Annotated in this window: 13 protein-coding genes; 9 read left to right on the forward strand and 4 right to left on the reverse strand. The window is 72.5% G+C overall.

Going from position 1 to position 14,977, the window contains the following annotated elements; translation table 11 throughout:
- Positions 1-168: 168 nt before the first annotated feature.
- The 3 genes from ACXR8F_RS16240 to ACXR8F_RS16250 all read left to right on the forward strand — a co-directional run bounded on the left by ACXR8F_RS16240 (position 169) and on the right by ACXR8F_RS16250 (position 2,441).
- Positions 169-1,497, forward strand: coding sequence for a vWA domain-containing protein (locus tag ACXR8F_RS16240; protein WP_458801979.1), 1,329 nt, complete (start codon positions 169-171; stop codon positions 1,495-1,497).
- Positions 1,498-1,558: 61 nt separating this feature from the next.
- Positions 1,559-2,011, forward strand: coding sequence for a peptide-methionine (R)-S-oxide reductase MsrB (gene msrB, locus ACXR8F_RS16245; protein WP_458801981.1), 453 nt, complete (start codon positions 1,559-1,561; stop codon positions 2,009-2,011).
- Between the two features lie 43 nt (positions 2,012-2,054).
- Positions 2,055-2,441 (forward strand): DUF1707 domain-containing protein, encoded by a 387-nt coding sequence (locus ACXR8F_RS16250; protein WP_458801982.1) that lies wholly within the window; start codon positions 2,055-2,057, stop codon positions 2,439-2,441.
- Positions 2,442-2,453: 12 nt separating this feature from the next.
- Here the strand turns inward: ACXR8F_RS16250 and hemQ are convergent, their stop codons facing one another.
- Entirely contained in the window at positions 2,454-3,155 is a 702-nt protein-coding gene (gene hemQ, locus ACXR8F_RS16255; protein WP_458801984.1) for a hydrogen peroxide-dependent heme synthase, read from the reverse strand.
- A 7-nt stretch (positions 3,156-3,162) separates the two neighbouring features.
- On the reverse strand, positions 3,163-4,569 hold the full coding sequence (gene hemG / locus ACXR8F_RS16260; protein ID WP_458801986.1) for a protoporphyrinogen oxidase: 1,407 nt from the start codon (positions 4,567-4,569) through the stop codon (positions 3,163-3,165).
- 80 nt (positions 4,570-4,649) lie between these two features.
- On the opposite strand from hemG, the gene ACXR8F_RS16265 reads away from it, so the two are divergent.
- Both ACXR8F_RS16265 and ACXR8F_RS16270 read left to right on the forward strand, forming a co-directional pair.
- Positions 4,650-5,294, forward strand: coding sequence for a DedA family protein (locus ACXR8F_RS16265; protein ID WP_458801987.1), 645 nt, complete (start codon positions 4,650-4,652; stop codon positions 5,292-5,294).
- A 173-nt stretch (positions 5,295-5,467) separates the two neighbouring features.
- A complete protein-coding gene (locus tag ACXR8F_RS16270) occupies positions 5,468-6,634 on the forward strand; it encodes a DUF4349 domain-containing protein (protein ID WP_458801989.1) in 1,167 nt (388 codons plus the stop codon).
- A 30-nt stretch (positions 6,635-6,664) separates the two neighbouring features.
- On the opposite strand, the gene murJ is transcribed toward ACXR8F_RS16270, so the two are convergent.
- Together murJ and hemE are read right to left on the reverse strand one after the other, a co-directional pair.
- Positions 6,665-8,371: a murein biosynthesis integral membrane protein MurJ gene (gene murJ, locus ACXR8F_RS16275; protein ID WP_458801990.1), complete on the reverse strand. Its 1,707-nt coding sequence runs from the start codon at positions 8,369-8,371 to the stop codon at positions 6,665-6,667.
- Entirely contained in the window at positions 8,368-9,420 is a 1,053-nt protein-coding gene (gene hemE, locus ACXR8F_RS16280; protein WP_045187861.1) for a uroporphyrinogen decarboxylase, read from the reverse strand. Before hemE ends, murJ begins: the two co-directional genes overlap by 4 nt.
- Before the next feature lie 95 nt (positions 9,421-9,515).
- Here hemE and ACXR8F_RS16285 point away from each other — a divergent pair, with 95 nt between their 5' ends.
- The 4 genes from ACXR8F_RS16285 (at position 9,516) to ACXR8F_RS16300 (ending at position 14,958) form a co-directional block, all read left to right on the forward strand.
- Positions 9,516-10,100, forward strand: a complete 585-nt coding sequence (locus tag ACXR8F_RS16285) for a DUF3000 domain-containing protein (RefSeq protein ID WP_045187859.1) — start codon at positions 9,516-9,518, stop codon at positions 10,098-10,100.
- Positions 10,097-11,422: an HRDC domain-containing protein gene (locus ACXR8F_RS16290; protein ID WP_458801993.1), complete on the forward strand. Its 1,326-nt coding sequence runs from the start codon at positions 10,097-10,099 to the stop codon at positions 11,420-11,422. The genes ACXR8F_RS16285 and ACXR8F_RS16290 overlap by 4 nt, the downstream gene beginning before the upstream one ends.
- A gap of 150 nt (positions 11,423-11,572) precedes the next feature.
- A complete protein-coding gene (locus ACXR8F_RS16295; protein WP_458801995.1) occupies positions 11,573-12,814 on the forward strand; it encodes a thiolase family protein in 1,242 nt (413 codons plus the stop codon).
- Entirely contained in the window at positions 12,811-14,958 is a 2,148-nt protein-coding gene (locus tag ACXR8F_RS16300; RefSeq protein ID WP_458801997.1) for a 3-hydroxyacyl-CoA dehydrogenase NAD-binding domain-containing protein, read from the forward strand. The genes ACXR8F_RS16295 and ACXR8F_RS16300 overlap by 4 nt, the downstream gene beginning before the upstream one ends.
- Positions 14,959-14,977 lie beyond the last annotated feature (19 nt).

Here is a 14,977-nt window from a genome sequence, read left to right on the forward strand (position 1 = left end):
CCGTCGCCGACGTGCCGCGCCGGGCGATTGTTCGCATTTGTCGGTATCAGGCGACTCGTCCGCGCCACCTACCTCTCGAGCGTCCCGGGGGGAGCAGCCGGGCACTCGGTGCGGGGGGAACACCGCGCACCACTTGCCGCAGTGTGTTTCGTCACGGAAGGAACATCCATGTTCACAGCCATTCGCCGCAGCGTCCTGACGCTCGCGGCCGCCGGAGCGCTCGTCGCGACGCCGGCCCTCGCGATGGGCGCCGGTGTCAGCCCGGCCAGCTACGACGCCTCGGTCGACCCGGGCGACACCGTGCACGTCACGAAGACCGTCACCACGCCCGAGATCCCGCCGAAGCCCGACATCGTCCTCGTCGTCGACGAGACCGGCAGCATGGGCCCCGCCATCGCGAACGTGAAGGCCGAGATGGGCTCGATCGTCTCCAGCGTGCAGACGGCGCAGCCGCAGGCACAGTTCGCGGTCGCGTCCTACAAGGACGTCTCGGACGGCACCGGCCTCTTCGAGGTCGAGTCGGGCCTGACCCCGAGCCAGGCGACGGCGCAGGCCGCCATCGACAGCCTCGTCGCCTCGGGAGGCGGCGACACGCCGGAGGGCCAGCTCAACGCGCTGTGGCAGGTGGGCTCGGGCGGCAACGCCATCGCCTTCCGTCCCGGTTCGTCACGCATCGTCGTGTGGTTCGGCGACGCGAGCGGACACGACCCGAGCGCAGGACACAGCGAGGCCGACGCCACCGCGTCGCTCGTCGGCGTGGGCGCCCAGGTCATCGCGATCAACGTCGCCTCGGGCGGTGGGGACGGCCTCAACGCCACCGGCCAGGCCCAGCGGATCGCCACGGCCACCTCGGGCTCGTTCTTCCCGAGCGTCACGCCCGGCAACGTGGCGAGCACGATCCTCGCCGGCCTGGGCAACCTGCCCGCCGAGGTCACCGCAGACGTCAGCTGCGACGCCGGGCTCTCGATCGCCCTCTCCCCCAGCCTTCCTCGCACGGTCACCAGCGGCGGCGACGTCGTCCTCGACGAGGCCGTCACCGTCGCCGCCGACGCGCCCCAGGGCTCGACGCTCGGGTGCACGACGACCTTCAGGATCAACGGCGCAGACGCCGGCCCCGAGTTCGTGCAGACGGTGAGTATCAAGGTCAACGACGTCACCCCGCCCACCGTCTCGTGCGGCCCCGGCGTCAACCCCGACGGCCACACGCCCGGCGGCTGGCGCAACGCCGGCTTCTTCGAGATGGTCGCCGCGGACAACCTGCCCGGCGTCACCGTCGCCATCACCGACAACACCACCGGCACCACGTTCCAGCCCTACGCCGCCGGCACCTACCTGAAGCTGACCCAGGCGCCGGGGACGACGGCATCGAGCGTCACCCCGTTCGCCGGCGCCGTCGACTGGCACTTCACCTTCAAGGGTGACGCCACGCTCACCGCCACCGACGCGGCCGGCAACACGGCCACCGCCACCTGCGCAGTCCCACCGAAGCAGAAGTAGCCGACCCGACCGCGCCACGTCACCCGGGCACAAACCCGGGTGACGTGGCGTTGGTCTGGACATGAGCGACGAGAGCACCCACAGCACGACCACGCCGTACGCCGTCCAGCGCACCGAGGACGAGTGGCGCGCCGCCCTGACCCCGGCCGAGTACCAGGTGCTGCGGCAGGCCGGCACCGAGCCTGCGTTCCGCGGCGAGTACACCGACTCCAAGACCAAGGGCGTCTACTCCTGCCGCGCCTGCGGCGCCGAGCTGTTCCGCAGCGACACGAAGTTCGAGTCGCACTGCGGCTGGCCGTCCTTCTACTCCCCGCTCGCCGGTGACTCCGTCGAGTACATCGAGGACCGCAGCTTCGGCATGAAGCGCGTCGAGGTGCGCTGCGCCACGTGCGGGTCGCACCTCGGGCACGTGTTCGAGGGCGAGGGCTACGACACCCCCACCGACCAGCGCTACTGCATCAACTCGATCTCCCTGCGGCTGCAGCCCGACGAGGACGGCGCCGCGCCGTCCTGACCGGCTGCTGCGCGGCCAGGGCCCGCTCGCCTAGATTCGTCCCATGGTCGACGACGGCGACATCCGCATCGGCACGGCCGAGCGTGAGGAGGCCCTGGCCGCCCTGGCGGAGCACCACGCGGCCGGGCGCCTCGACGCGAACGAGTACGAGGACCGTCGCGGCCGCGCGAACGACGCCGTCGTGCGTCGTGAGCTCACGGCGCTCTTCGTCGACCTGCCCGAACCCCGGCCGAAGCTGCGTCCCGCCCGCAGCAGTGCCGTCGCCCACACCGCGACCCCGGGCCGGACGTCGGCGCAGGGCAAGCTGGCGCGCACGCTCGTCAGTCTGTCGCCGTTCATCGCGATCGCCGCGTTCTTCCTGACGAAGTCGTGGCTCGCGTTCCTGCTCATCCCCGTCATCGCCATCCTTGCCAGGGCGCTCGACGACTGAGCGGGGCCGCGGTCAGCGCAGGTTCGCGACCAGATCGGCCGCGCTCACCTTCGGGCCGGTGAAGAAGGGGATCTCCTCGCGCACGTGGCGACGGGCGCGCGACGCGCGCAGCTCTCGCATGAGGTCGACGATGCGGTGCAGCTCGTCGGCCTCGAAGGCGAGCAGCCACTCGTAGTCGCCGAGCGCGAAGGAGGCGATCGTGTTGGCCCGCACGTCGGGGAAGTCGCGCGCCATCTGGCCGTGCTCGCGCAGCAGGTCGCGTCGCTCGTCGTCCTCGAGCAGGTACCACTCGTAGGAGCGCACGAACGGGTAGACGCAGACGTACTTGCGGGCGACCTCGTCGGCCATGAAGGCCGGGATGTGGCTCTTGTTGAACTCGGCCGGCCGGTGCAGCGCGGCGTTGCTCCAGACCGGCTCCAGGTGCTGGCCGAGCTCGGTGCGCAGCAGCCGGTGGTAGGCCGACTGCAGCTGCTCGATCGTCTCGGCGTGCCACCAGACCATGAAGTCGGCATCGCCACGCAGGCCCGCGACGTCGTAGATGCCGCGGACGACGACGCCCTCGCCGTCGATCTCGGCGAGGAAGGCCTCGAGCTCGCCCAGCAGCTTCTCGCGGTCGTCGCCGAGCGGCGTCACCGTGCTGAAGACCGACCACATGCAGTAGCGGATCGTGTCGTTGATCTCTCGCATCCGGGCCGGGGTCATGCGCTCGCTCATGACCCCATCATCCCAAGACCGTCCGGGCACTGCCCACGCGGGTCAGGACGGCGCGGGCCGCGGCCCTCCCGGACGCGATGCACGCGGGGATGCCGACGCCGTCGTAGGCCGCCCCGCACAGCGCGAGCCCCGGCGGCAGGTCACGCGTGGGCGCCAGCCGCGCACGGTGCCCGACGGCATACTGCGGCAGGCCGCCACCCCAGCGCTGGACGTGGGCGGCGGCAGGCCCGGGAAGCCCCTCGCCCAGGACGGTGCGCAGGTCGGCGAGCGCCACCTCGACGAGCTCGGCGTCGCTGCGCTGCAGCGACGCCTCCTCGCGGTGCCGACCGACCGACGCGCGCAGGTAGGTGCGGTCAGGGTGGGCCTGCGCCAGCCACGGCCACTTGAGCGAGCTGAAGGTCGACGCCTTGATGGTCAGCGGCTCGGTCGGGGGCACGAGGAAGCCGCTGCCGTCCAGCTCGGGCGGGACGGGGCCCTCCAGCGCGAAGGTGATGATGGCCATCGAGGCGTACTCGACGGTGGCGAGCGCCTCGGCGGCCGACGGCGCCACGTGGCGCAGCAGGCGTGACGCCGGCGCAGCGGGTGCGGCCAGCACCACGTCGTCGAAGCGCTCGCGCCGGACATCGGTCGTGGGGCCGGTGGAGACGAGCCAGCCGGTGCCGTCCGCCTCGAGCTCACGGACCAGGGCGCCGGTGCGGACGTCGGCCCCCGCCTCGGCCAGCCTGGCGCCGAGCAGCTCCGGCAACGTGCCCAGACCCCCGACGAGCGACGCGAAGACCGGCAGCGCCGCCATCGGCCCGTTCGCCGCCGCGGTCACGGCATCCCGCGCGACATCGGTCAACGACCTGCCCTCGCGGGCAGCTGCTGCGAGCGCAGGCACCGCCTGCTCGACGGAGATCTCGCGGGCGTGACCGGCATAGACGCCGGCGAGCAGGGGCTCCACGAGGCGGTCGGTCACCGCTGCCCCCAGCCGGGCGTCGACGAGGTCCCCGACAGAGAGGTCCCCCTCACGCGGACCTTCGACGACCTCGTCGACGAGGCGCTGCACCTCGTCGTCGTCGAGGAGACCGCGCACCGACTCGGGGTCCGAGGGGACACCCATGACGGTGCCCTTGGGCATCGACCAGCGGGTCCCACGCGAGACGATCGATGCGCCGACTGCCGCCGGGTGCGTGGTGAGGTCGGCGACACCGAGCTCCTCGAAGAGGGTCAGCGCCTCCGGTCGTCGGGCCAGCACCGACTCGGCGCCCACGTCGATGCGGGCACCCCCGACGTCCGCGAGGCGCAGCTTGCCACCGACCCGGTCGCTCCCCTCGAGAAGCGTGACCTGCACGTCGGCCCCGGGGCGCGTGAGCTCCCACGCGGCGGCCAGTCCGCTGATGCCCCCACCGATGACCGCGACCGTCCTTGCCATGGGGTCACTCTCCCACCCGCGAGCACGGCTTCGACGGTCGGGTGCGTGGGCTGCGGGGCACGACAGGGCATGGTGAGGGCATGATCCACACCGCCCTGCTCGCAGCCCCACCCGCCGCGGACCTGTCCGGGCTGGTCGGCGTCGCCTACCGCGTCATCCAGGCGCTGGGCGAGTGGGGGGTGGCCGCCCTCACCTTCGTCGAGACGGTGCTGCCACCGATCCCGAGCGAGGTGGTGCTGCCCATGGCGGGCTTCATCTCGCGCCAGGGGCAGCTCGGTCTCGCCCTGCTGCTCGTGACGAGCACGCTCGGTTCCTACCTGGGTGCCCTCGCCCTCTACCTGCTCGCCGCGCGACTCGGCCAGGAACGCGCCATCGACGTCATGGCCAGGCTGCCCCTCGTCGACCGGCGCGACTTCGAGCGCGCGACCACGTGGTTCGAGCAGCACGGTCGCCGGTCGATCTTCTTCGGCAGGCTCGTGCCCGGGGTGCGGAGCCTGGTGTCGCTGCCGGCGGGCGCGGTTCACATGCCGCTGGCCCGGTTCAGCGTCTTCACCGTCGCCGGCAGCGCCATCTGGAACGGGCTGCTCATCGGGCTCGGCTGGGTGCTCGGATCGCGCTACGAGCTCGTCGACCGCTACTCCTCGGTGCTCGACTGGGTCGTCGGGCTCGTGGTCGCCGGTCTGGTCGTCTGGCTGGTGGTGCGACGCGTGCGCCGAGCCCGCTGACCCGAGCCCGCTGACCCGAGCCCGCTGACCCGAGCCCGCTGACGGGCCCCGCGCCGACCGGACGTCGCAACGTTCTGGCGCGTGCGCGTGTCTCTGGACACAAGGAGGTCGCCACGGCACCCGTGCCCGCCAGCGGGCGACGCACGGGCGGCGACCCGTCGAAAGGGCTCGCCATGACCGCCACCTCACACCTCCCCCGGCTCTCGTCCGTGCCTCCGGCACGCCGGCGCACGCTCGCGGTCATCGCCGTGACGGTCGTGGTCCTCGCGCTGGCGTTCGCGCTGGGGTCGCGGGCGCTCCAACGGTCGGGGTCCACGGCGGGGCCTGCGGCCGGCTTCGGGTCCACCACCGGTTCGAGCAGCGTGGCCGGCACTGCAGAGTCCTCTCGCGACAGTGCCGCGGTCGGGCTGGGGGCGCCGTCCGTCAGCCCACCGTCGCAACCCGGTACGGCGAAGGCGCCCGCTGACGCCGCCGGAGCCGGGAGCCTCGCCGGGGTGGTGACGGCCAAGATCGCCCGCACCGCCTGGCTCGGCATCAAGGTGACCGACCTGACGGGCTCCGCGGCCCGTGCCCGAGTCATCGCCACCGGCGCGGGTGGGCAGGTCACCTCCGAGAACGTCGTCACGAGCATCGACCCGACGGGGGGCCGGCGCTCGGCCGAGCAGCGCACCGGGTCCGGCGCCTCGGTGCCGGACGTCGGCGTGGACGAGGCCCGGATGGTGCTCAACGTGCCGGCGAAGGCGCTGGACCAGGTGCTCACCGACCTGTCGAAGATCGGGTCGGTGAGCTACCGCTCGTCGCAGTCCGAGGACGTCACCGACACCTACGTCGACACGAAGGCCCGCATCGAGCCGATGCGTGACGGCATCGAACGCGTAAGGGCCCTGCTGGCCAAGACGACCGACCTGCAGCAGGTCATCACGCTCGAGAGCGAGCTGACCCGACGCCAGGCTGACCTCGACTCGCTGACCCAGCGTCTGGCCCAGCTCGACCAGATGACGACGACGAGCGACGTGACACTGACCCTGTGGACCGACGCCACGACGCCGGCTGCCGGCTCGGACGAGGGGATCACCGGCGGCCTGCGCACCGCCTGGGACAGCCTGCTGGGGTCGGTGACCGTGATCCTGACGGGACTCGCGGCGCTGCTGCCGTGGCTCGTCGTCCTCGTCCCGGTCACGCTGCTGGTCCTGCGCTACCGGCGTCGTCACGCCGTGGTCGCCCCGGCGGTTCCCGTGGCGCCGGCAGCGACGGCAGCGACGGCAGCGACGGGGACGAAGGACCCCGAGCCGGAGCCGGTGGGCGCGCCGGCGAAGGTCGGCACCGACCCTGTCGAGTGACGCCGCTGGACGAGGGTGGGGCGGCTCGGTCTAGCGCCCGAGCCGCCCACGCACCATGTCGGCCGCCTGACGGATCTCCTTGACCCGCATGGCGTGCGCGAGGCCCAGGTAGATCACGAGGAACACCAGGCCCACGAGACCGATCTCCAGCGAGCTGGCGAACATGCGCTTCGCGGTCGACGACGAGGAGTCGACGACGCTGCTCGTGATCGGCTCGAGCACCTGGGTGGCGCCCCACGCCACGACCCCCGCCACGGCCGCCGCGATGCCGACCCTCGAGGCGGTGACCACGGCGCTCATGAGGCCCAGCGAACCGGTGCGTCGGCGCAGGAGGTAGAGACCGACGCCCGAGCTGACGACGTTGCCGACGGTCTGCCCCATCGCCATGACCCCGATGGCCCACACCGGGTTGATGAACAGGGTGATGACGCCCGCGATGGCACTGATGCCGGTCAGCAGCACCTGCATGACCACGGTCGGCTTGCCGTCCTCCAGAGCGAAGAACATGCGGTAGCAGAGCAGGTCGAGCCCGAAGGGGATGAGCCCGAGGATCATGATGACGAGCACGCTGGCCGACACGTCGACCGAACGAGGGTCGTTGACCGCCACCCCTGGGTTGAGCAGGGCCACGATCGGGTTGGCCAGCACGATGACCGCGACCATGACCGGCACGTTGGCGACGAGTGGCACCGTCAGGCCGGTGCGGAAGTAGCGACGCAGGCCCGCCCGGTCGCCGGCCGCGGCGGCCGCCGAGAACCGCGGGAAGAGCGACGTGATGACCGACACCGTGATGAAGGCGTGCGGGAGCATGAACAGCGTGAAGGCGATGCTGTAGGCCATCGGCCCGCGGGCGGCGCCGGCCAGCCCCAGCTCCTTGGCATGGGCCGTGGCGTTGTTGAGCACGCCCTGGCTGATGAAGAAGCCGACCTGCGAGACGGCGAGACCGCCGAAAGCCCAGAGTGCCAGGCGGCTCACGCCGCCGAGACCCACGCCCCGCAGCCCCCAGCGGGGCCGGTAGCGAAAGCCCGTGCGGCGCAGCGCCGGCACGAGGGAGAGTGCCTGGACGACGACCGACAACGTCGCCGAGCCGGCGAACAGCCAGATCATCGGGCCGGTCCATTCCGCCGGGTCACGCGGACCGGGGCGGCCCGGACCCGCCGGGCGGTGCTGCGGGAAGACGACGATGAACAGCAGGAGCCCGGCGACCGCGACGACGTTGGCGATGAAGGGCGCCCAGGCGAAGGCCCCGAACCGACCTCGCGCGTTGAGGATCTGGCCGAGCAGGGCGAACAGGCCGTAGAAGAAGATCTGCGGCAGGCAGATGAGCGAGAACGCGAGCGCCAGCTGCTTGAAGTCGGGTGAGCTGTTGCGGGCGAGGAGCCACACGAACGCGCCGGCCCCGGCCGTCACGAGGACGGTGATGAGGGCCATCCCCGCCAGCGCCACGGTGATGACGCGGTCGGTGAACTCCTGGCCGCCGTCCTCGAGCTTCATCGCCCGCGCCAGCGACGGGATGAGCACCGCGTTGAGGATGCCGCCGGCCGCGAGCACGTAGAGGACGTTGGGCAGCGTGTTCGCCAGCGAGAAGGCGTCACCCGCCAGCTGCGCCCCGATGATCGCGGTGATGAGCGCGTTGCGCACGACCCCGAGGATGCGGGACGCCACCGACCCGCCGAGCATCGTGAGGCTCGAGCGGGCGACCGAGGGTGCCGCGGACACGGTGGGGGCTGCCGTCATGGGCGGCTCGAGCACTCGTGCACGAGCGCGGTGACCCGGGTGAGCACGTCGGGGTCGACCTCGGGCAGCACCCCGTGACCGAGGTTGAAGATGTGGCCGGGCGCGCGGCGACCCTCCTCGACGATCTCGCGGACGCGACGCTCGAGAGCGTCCCACGGCGCGAAGAGCAGGGCGGGGTCGAGGTTGCCCTGGACGGCATACGTCGGCCCGAGGCGCTCGATGGCGTCGGTGAGCGACACGCGGTAGTCGACGCCGACGACGTCGGCGCCGGCCTCGCCCATGAGGGTGAGCAGCTCCCCGGTGCCGACACCGAAGTGGATGCGCGGCACGTCGAGGTCGGCGACGGCGCCCAGCGCCACGGTGGAGTGCGGCAGCGCCCTGGCCTGGTAGTCGGCGCGGGACAGGGCCCCGGCCCAGGAGTCGAAGAGCTGGACGGCGCTCGCCCCTGCCTCGGCCTGCACGCGCAGGAACTCGCCCGAGATCTGGGCGAGGCGCCCGCACAGGGCGTCCCACAGCTCGGGGTCGCCGTGCATGAGGGCCTTCGTCTTCTCGTGGTTCTTCGAGGGGCCGCCCTCGACGAGGTAGGACGCGAGGGTGAACGGTGCCCCGGCGAAGCCGATGAGCGGTGTCTCGCCGAGCTCGGCGACGAGCAGCCGCACGGCCTCGGTGATGAAGGGGACGTGGTCGGGCGTGAGCGGCACGAGCTGGTCGAGGTCGGCGCGCGAGCGGATCGGGCGGGCCACGACCGGGCCCACGCCGGGCACGATGTCGAGGTCGACCCCGATCGCCTTGAGCGGCACGACGATGTCGCTGAAGAAGATCGCCGCGTCGACGCCGTGGCGACGCACCGGCTGGAGCGTGATCTCGGTGACGAGCTCGGGGCGCATGCACGACTCGAGCATCGGGATGCCCTTGCGGACGGCGCGGTACTCGGGCAGCGAACGGCCGGCCTGCCGCATGAACCACACGGGCGTCCGCGTGACCGACTCACGGCGGGCGGCCCGCACGAGGTCGCTCTGGCGGGTGGCTGTCGGGGCAGAGGTCGGCACCGGACAATCCTGCCACGCCGCGGCTGGGCGTCCGCGCCACGCGCGCTCGGCGCGCCCTGAGGACAGATCGCCCGACTCCGGCATACCCTCGTCTGGTGCACACGAGAACGTTGCCGGGCAGTCACGGCGCGGTCTTCGCGAGGACGCTCAGCGCCCTGCGAGACGTCCGGCTGCGCTCGGAGGTGCGACTCACCGAGGTGCCGGCCCCGACCCGCATCGCGCCGTACGCCGCCGCGCTGACCGCCGACGTCATCGACGTGGCCGACCCCGAGGCCGACCTCGCGACCGGTCGCTTCGTGCTGCTCCACGACCCGGCCGCCCCCGACACGTGGGACGGCCAGTGGCGCGTCGTCACCTTCGCCCGCGCCGAGCTCGAGGCCGAGCTCGCCGGCGACCCCATGCTCGGCGCCGTCGGGTGGTCGTGGCTCACCGACTCGCTCGCCGAGCGGGGCCTCACGTGGACCGCCGAGGCCGGCACGGTGACCCGGGTCGTCAGCGAGAGCTTCGCCGGCCTGGCCGACCGCGAGGCGAGCGTCGAGATGGAGATCCGCGCCTCGTGGACGCCGGTCGCCGGCGACGTCGTCGACCACCTGCGGGCCTGGGCCGACATGCTCTGCACCATCGCCGGCATCCCGCCCCTGCCTGACGGCGTCGTCCCCCTCCCGGGGCAGCGCCGGTGACGGCTGAGCCGAACGCGCCAACCGCCGACCTCGAGGCCGATCTCGACGCCGACACGGGGCCCGACACCGCGGCCAGCACTTCGGTCGACAGCCCGGTCGACACCCGCTCCGATCTCGTCCCGTTGACCCACCCGCGGGACGGCGTGCCCGACGTCGTCGTCGAGGAGCGCGACCTGATGAAGGCGGCCGAGGCCGTCGCCCGCGGCACCGGCCCCGTCGGCATCGACGCCGAGCGCGCCTCGGGCTACCGGTACGGCCAGAAGGCCTACCTGGTCCAGATCCGGCGCGAGGGATCCGGCACCTGGCTCATCGACCCCATCGCATGCCCCGACCTCTCGCCCGTCGGCGAGGCCATCGGCGACGCGGAGTGGATCCTCCACGCCGCCACCCAGGACCTGCCGTGCCTGGCCGAGGTGGGGCTGCGCCCGAAGGCCCTCTTCGACACCGAGCTCGGCGGCCGGCTCGCCGGCCTTCCCCGGGTGGGCCTCGGCGCCATGGTCGAGCACTACCTCGGCCTCCAGCTCGCCAAGGAGCACTCGGCCGTCGACTGGTCGGCCCGTCCCCTGCCCGAGCCCTGGCTGCGGTATGCCGCTCTCGACGTCGAGGTGCTCGTCGACCTCCGTGACGCGGTGGCCGCCGAGCTCGCCGCCCAGGGCAAGGCCGCGTGGGCCGCCGAGGAGTTCGAGCACCTGCTCGACTTCACCGGCCCCGAGCCCCGGGTCGACCCGTGGCGCCGCACGTCCGGCATGCACAAGGTGCGCGGCCGGCGCGGGCTCGCCATCGTGCGCGAGCTGTGGCTCTGGCGTGACGCGCTGGCCCAGCAGCGCGACACGTCCCCCGGCCGGGTGCTCCCCGACGCCGCCATCAGCGAGATCGCGCTGGCCAACCAGCGCGCGACGAAGCCGCCACGCACCGTGGGCTCCGCCGAGCCCCGCCTGGCGCGGTCGGTGCGCCGCCACCAGGAGGCGATCATCGAGGTCGTCGCCCGGGCCCTGGCGCTACCCGAGGACGCGCTGCCGGTCGTCTCGCTGCCCCCCACCGGTCCCCCGCCGCCGAAGGCCTGGGCCGACCGCGACCCTGTTGCCGCCGGACGGCTGGCCCGGGCGCGCGAGCTGCTGGGCGCCGTGTCGCAGGAGCTGTCGGTGCCGGTCGAGAACCTGCTGACCCCGGACCTGCTGCGTCGCTTCCTGTGGGAGGGCCCGGCCGCTCCCACGACCGCCGAGGTCGCGGAGGCGCTCTCCGCGCTCGGCGCTCGCCGGTGGCAGACGACGATCACCGCGCCGCTCATCTCGCTGGCCTGCAGCGAGAACCCGCCCACCTGAGGCAGGCCGCACCAACCCCCGTCCGAGGGTGGGGGCGGTCGTGAGGATGGTCACCCGAGTACCCGTTGGCCCGGAAGTTACCCGGAAGTAGTATCGGGGCGTCGCGCTTCCGAGCGCCCTCCCACCGACCCTCGATCCCCTGGAGGCACCGTGCCCCGCGCACTCAATGAGGTCGTCTTCGTCGACGGCGTCCGCACGCCGTTCGGCAAGGCGGGTGACAAGGGCATGTACGCCCAGACCCGCGCCGACGACCTCGTCGTCCGGTGCATCCGCGAGCTGCTGCACCGCAACCCGAACCTGCCCAAGGACAAGGTCGAGGAGGTCGCCATCGCCGCGACCACCCAGATCGGTGACCAGGGCCTCACGCTGGGGCGCACCGCGGCGCTGCTCTCGGGCCTGCCGAACACGACCCCCGGCTACTCGGTCGACCGCATGTGCGCCGGCGCCATGACCGCCGTCACCAACACCGCGAGCTCCATCGCGTTCGGCGCCTACGACATCGCGATCGCCGGCGGCGTCGAGCACATGGGGCGCCACCCCATGGGCGAGGGCGTCGACCCCAACCCGCGCATCGTCGCTGAGAAGATCGTCGACCCCGACGCGCTCGTCATGGGCAAGACCGCCGAGAACCTCCACGACCGCTTCCCGCAGCTGACGAAGCAGCGCTCCGACGCCTTCGCCGTCGGCAGCCAGGACAAGCTCGCCAAGGCGTACGCCGACGGCAAGATCCAGCGCGACCTCGTCACTGTCGCGACCCGGCACGCCGAGCAGGGCTGGGGCATCGCCACGGCCGACGAGCCGCCGCGCCCGGGCACCACGGTCGACGACCTGGGCCAGCTCAAGACACCCTTCCGCGCCCACGGCAACGTCACCGCCGGCAACGCCGCCGGGCTCAACGACGGCGCCACCGCCTGCCTGCTCGCCTCCGAGCAGGCGGCCACCGACCTCGGGCTGCCGGTGCGGATGCGTCTCGTCTCCTACTCCTTCGTCGGGGTCGAGCCCGAGGTCATGGGCGTCGGACCGGTCCCCGCCACCGAGAAGGCCCTGGCCAAGGCCGGGCTGACGATCGAGGACATCGGCCTCTTCGAGCTGAACGAGGCGTTCGCGGTGCAGGTGCTCGCCTTCCTCGACCACTTCGGCATCGCCGACGACGACCCCCGCGTCAACGAGTACGGCGGCGCCATCGCCACCGGCCACCCGCTCGCGAGCTCGGGCGTGCGCCTCATGACCCAGCTCGCGCGTCAGTTCGAGGAGCACCCCGAGGTGCGCTACGGCCTCACCGCGATGTGCATCGGCATCGGCATGGGCGGCGCCGTGATCTGGGAGAACCCGCACCACGCCGACTACTCCCCTACCGCCACCGCCGGCACGACCGAGGAGATCGCCCAGTGAGCGCCCCCACCACCGAGAAGCAGAGCACCGAGAAGCCCACCGTCGCAGCCGACTTCGCGTCGGAGGTCGTCACGCGCACGCCCGTGCGTGACGTGCCGCTGCCCGGCGGCGCCGGCACCCTGGCGCTCATCACCCTCGACAACGGCTTCGACCACACCAAGCCGAACACCTTCGGCCCCCAGTCGATCGCCGGCCTCACCGAGACGGTCGGCCGCCTGCGCGAGCGCGCCGAGCGCGGCGAGATCGCCGCCATCGCGGTCACCGGCAAGCCGTTCATCTTCGCGGTGGGTGCCGACCTGACGGGCGTGCCGTTCATCCAGTCGCGTGAGCAGGCGCTCGAGATCGCCCGGGCCGGCCACACGGCATACGCGGCCTTCGCTGACCTGCCGGTGCCGACGTTCGCCTTCGTCAACGGTGCCGCCATGGGTGGCGGCGTCGAGCTCGCGCTCTCGGCCACCTACCGGACGATGAGCGCCGGCGTGCCCGCGGTCGCGCTGCCCGAGGTGTTCCTCGGGCTGGTGCCCGGGTGGGGCGGCTGCTGGCTGCTGCCCAACCTCGTCGGCATCGAGAAGGCACTCACGGTCGTCATCGACAACCCGCTGAGCCAGAACCGGATGCTCAAGGGCGTCGACGCGTACAGGCTCGGGATGGCCGACGCGCTCTTCGAGCCCGCCGACTTCCTCGAGAAGTCGGTCGCCTGGGCCGCCCGCGTGCTCACGGGCGAGGTCACCGTCGAGCGACCCGAGGTGGACCGCGACGAGACGGCGTGGGCGGCCGCGATCGCCAAGGCCAAGGGCCTCGCCGACGTCAAGACCGGCCGCCAGGCCAGGAGCCCGTACGCCGCCCTCGACCTGCTCGCCGCCGCCCGCACCGCGACTCGCGACGAGGGCTTCGCCGCCGAGGACGACGTGCTTGCCGACCTGCTCATGAGCGACGAGCTGCGCGCGGGTCTCTACGCCTTCGACCTCGTCCAGAAGCGCGCGAAGCGCCCCGCCGGGGCTCCCGACAAGAGCCTCGCCCGACCGGTGACGAAGGTCGGGATCGTCGGCGCCGGCCTCATGGCCAGCCAGCTCGCGCTGCTGTTCATCCAGCGCCTGCAGGTGCCGGTCGTGCTCACCGACATCGACGACGAGCGCGTCGCCAAGGGGGTCGGCTACGTCCACGCCGAGCTCGACAAGCTCGCCGGCAAGGGCCGGCTGAACCCCGACAGGCTGAACCGCTACAAGGCCCTCGTCACCGGGTCGACGAGCAAGGACGGCTTCTCCGACGCCGACTTCGTCATCGAGGCCGTCTTCGAGGAGATGTCGGTGAAGCAGCAGGTCTTCGCCGAGGTCGAGGCCGTCGTCTCGCCCGAGTGCGTGCTCGCGACGAACACCTCGAGCCTGTCGATCGCCGAGATGGCGTCGAAGCTCGAGCACCCCGAGCGCGTCGTCGGCTTCCACTTCTTCAACCCGGTCGCCGTCATGCCGCTGCTCGAGGTCATCCCGGGCGAGCGCACCGACGACGCGACGCTCGCGACGGCCTTCGCCGTGGGCAAGGCGCTGAAGAAGACGTGCATCCGTGCCGCGGACCGGCCGTCGTTCATCGTCAACCGCCTGCTCGGCCGCTTCATGGGCGAGGCCGCGAAGATCCTCGACGAGGGCACCCCGATCGAGGTCGTCGACCGCGCGTTCGCCGGGCTCGCGCCGATGCCACCCTTCGTGCTCATCGGCCTCGTGGGTCCGGCGATCGCGCTGCACAACGGCGAGACCCTCGTGCGGGCGTTCCCCGACCGCTTCTACACCTCTCCGACGCTCCAGCGCATCGTCGCGGCGGGCAAGCGCGGCTTCTACGACCTCAGCTCGGGCCGGCCGCTGCTCGACCCCGAGGTCGCCGAGCTCATCGAGAAGCCGGCCGAGCCGGTCGTGCTCGACCTGGCCCAGGTGCGCCAGCGCGTCCTCACGGTGCTCGCCGACGAGGCACGCCGGATGCTTGACGAGGGCGTCGCCCAGGCGCCGATGGACATCGACCTCGCGATGATCACCGGTGCGGGCTTCCAGTTCTGGAACGGCGGCATCACACCGCTGCTCGACCGCACCGGCGTCGCCGAGGCGGTCACCGGGTCGCGCTTCCTTCCCGCCGGCGTGGCCGACGTCAGGGCCTGACCACCGCTGCCCCACGGCA

Source organism: Terrabacter sp. AAH1, assembly GCF_054456855.1.

What these genes read in the sequence shown, in the direction of transcription:
- hemG (WP_458801986.1), bottom strand. Translation starts at nt 4,569, where the DNA reads ATGGCAAGGACGGTCGCGGTCATCGGTGGGGGCATCAGCGGACTGGCC.
- ACXR8F_RS16265 (WP_458801987.1), top strand. Translation starts at nt 4,650, where the DNA reads ATGATCCACACCGCCCTGCTCGCAGCCCCACCCGCCGCGGACCTGTCC.
- hemQ (WP_458801984.1), bottom strand. Translation starts at nt 3,155, where the DNA reads ATGAGCGAGCGCATGACCCCGGCCCGGATGCGAGAGATCAACGACACG.
- msrB (WP_458801981.1), top strand. Translation starts at nt 1,559, where the DNA reads ATGAGCGACGAGAGCACCCACAGCACGACCACGCCGTACGCCGTCCAG.
- ACXR8F_RS16240 (WP_458801979.1), top strand. Translation starts at nt 169, where the DNA reads ATGTTCACAGCCATTCGCCGCAGCGTCCTGACGCTCGCGGCCGCCGGA.
- ACXR8F_RS16270 (WP_458801989.1), top strand. Translation starts at nt 5,468, where the DNA reads ATGACCGCCACCTCACACCTCCCCCGGCTCTCGTCCGTGCCTCCGGCA.
- murJ (WP_458801990.1), bottom strand. Translation starts at nt 8,371, where the DNA reads ATGACGGCAGCCCCCACCGTGTCCGCGGCACCCTCGGTCGCCCGCTCG.
- ACXR8F_RS16250 (WP_458801982.1), top strand. Translation starts at nt 2,055, where the DNA reads ATGGTCGACGACGGCGACATCCGCATCGGCACGGCCGAGCGTGAGGAG.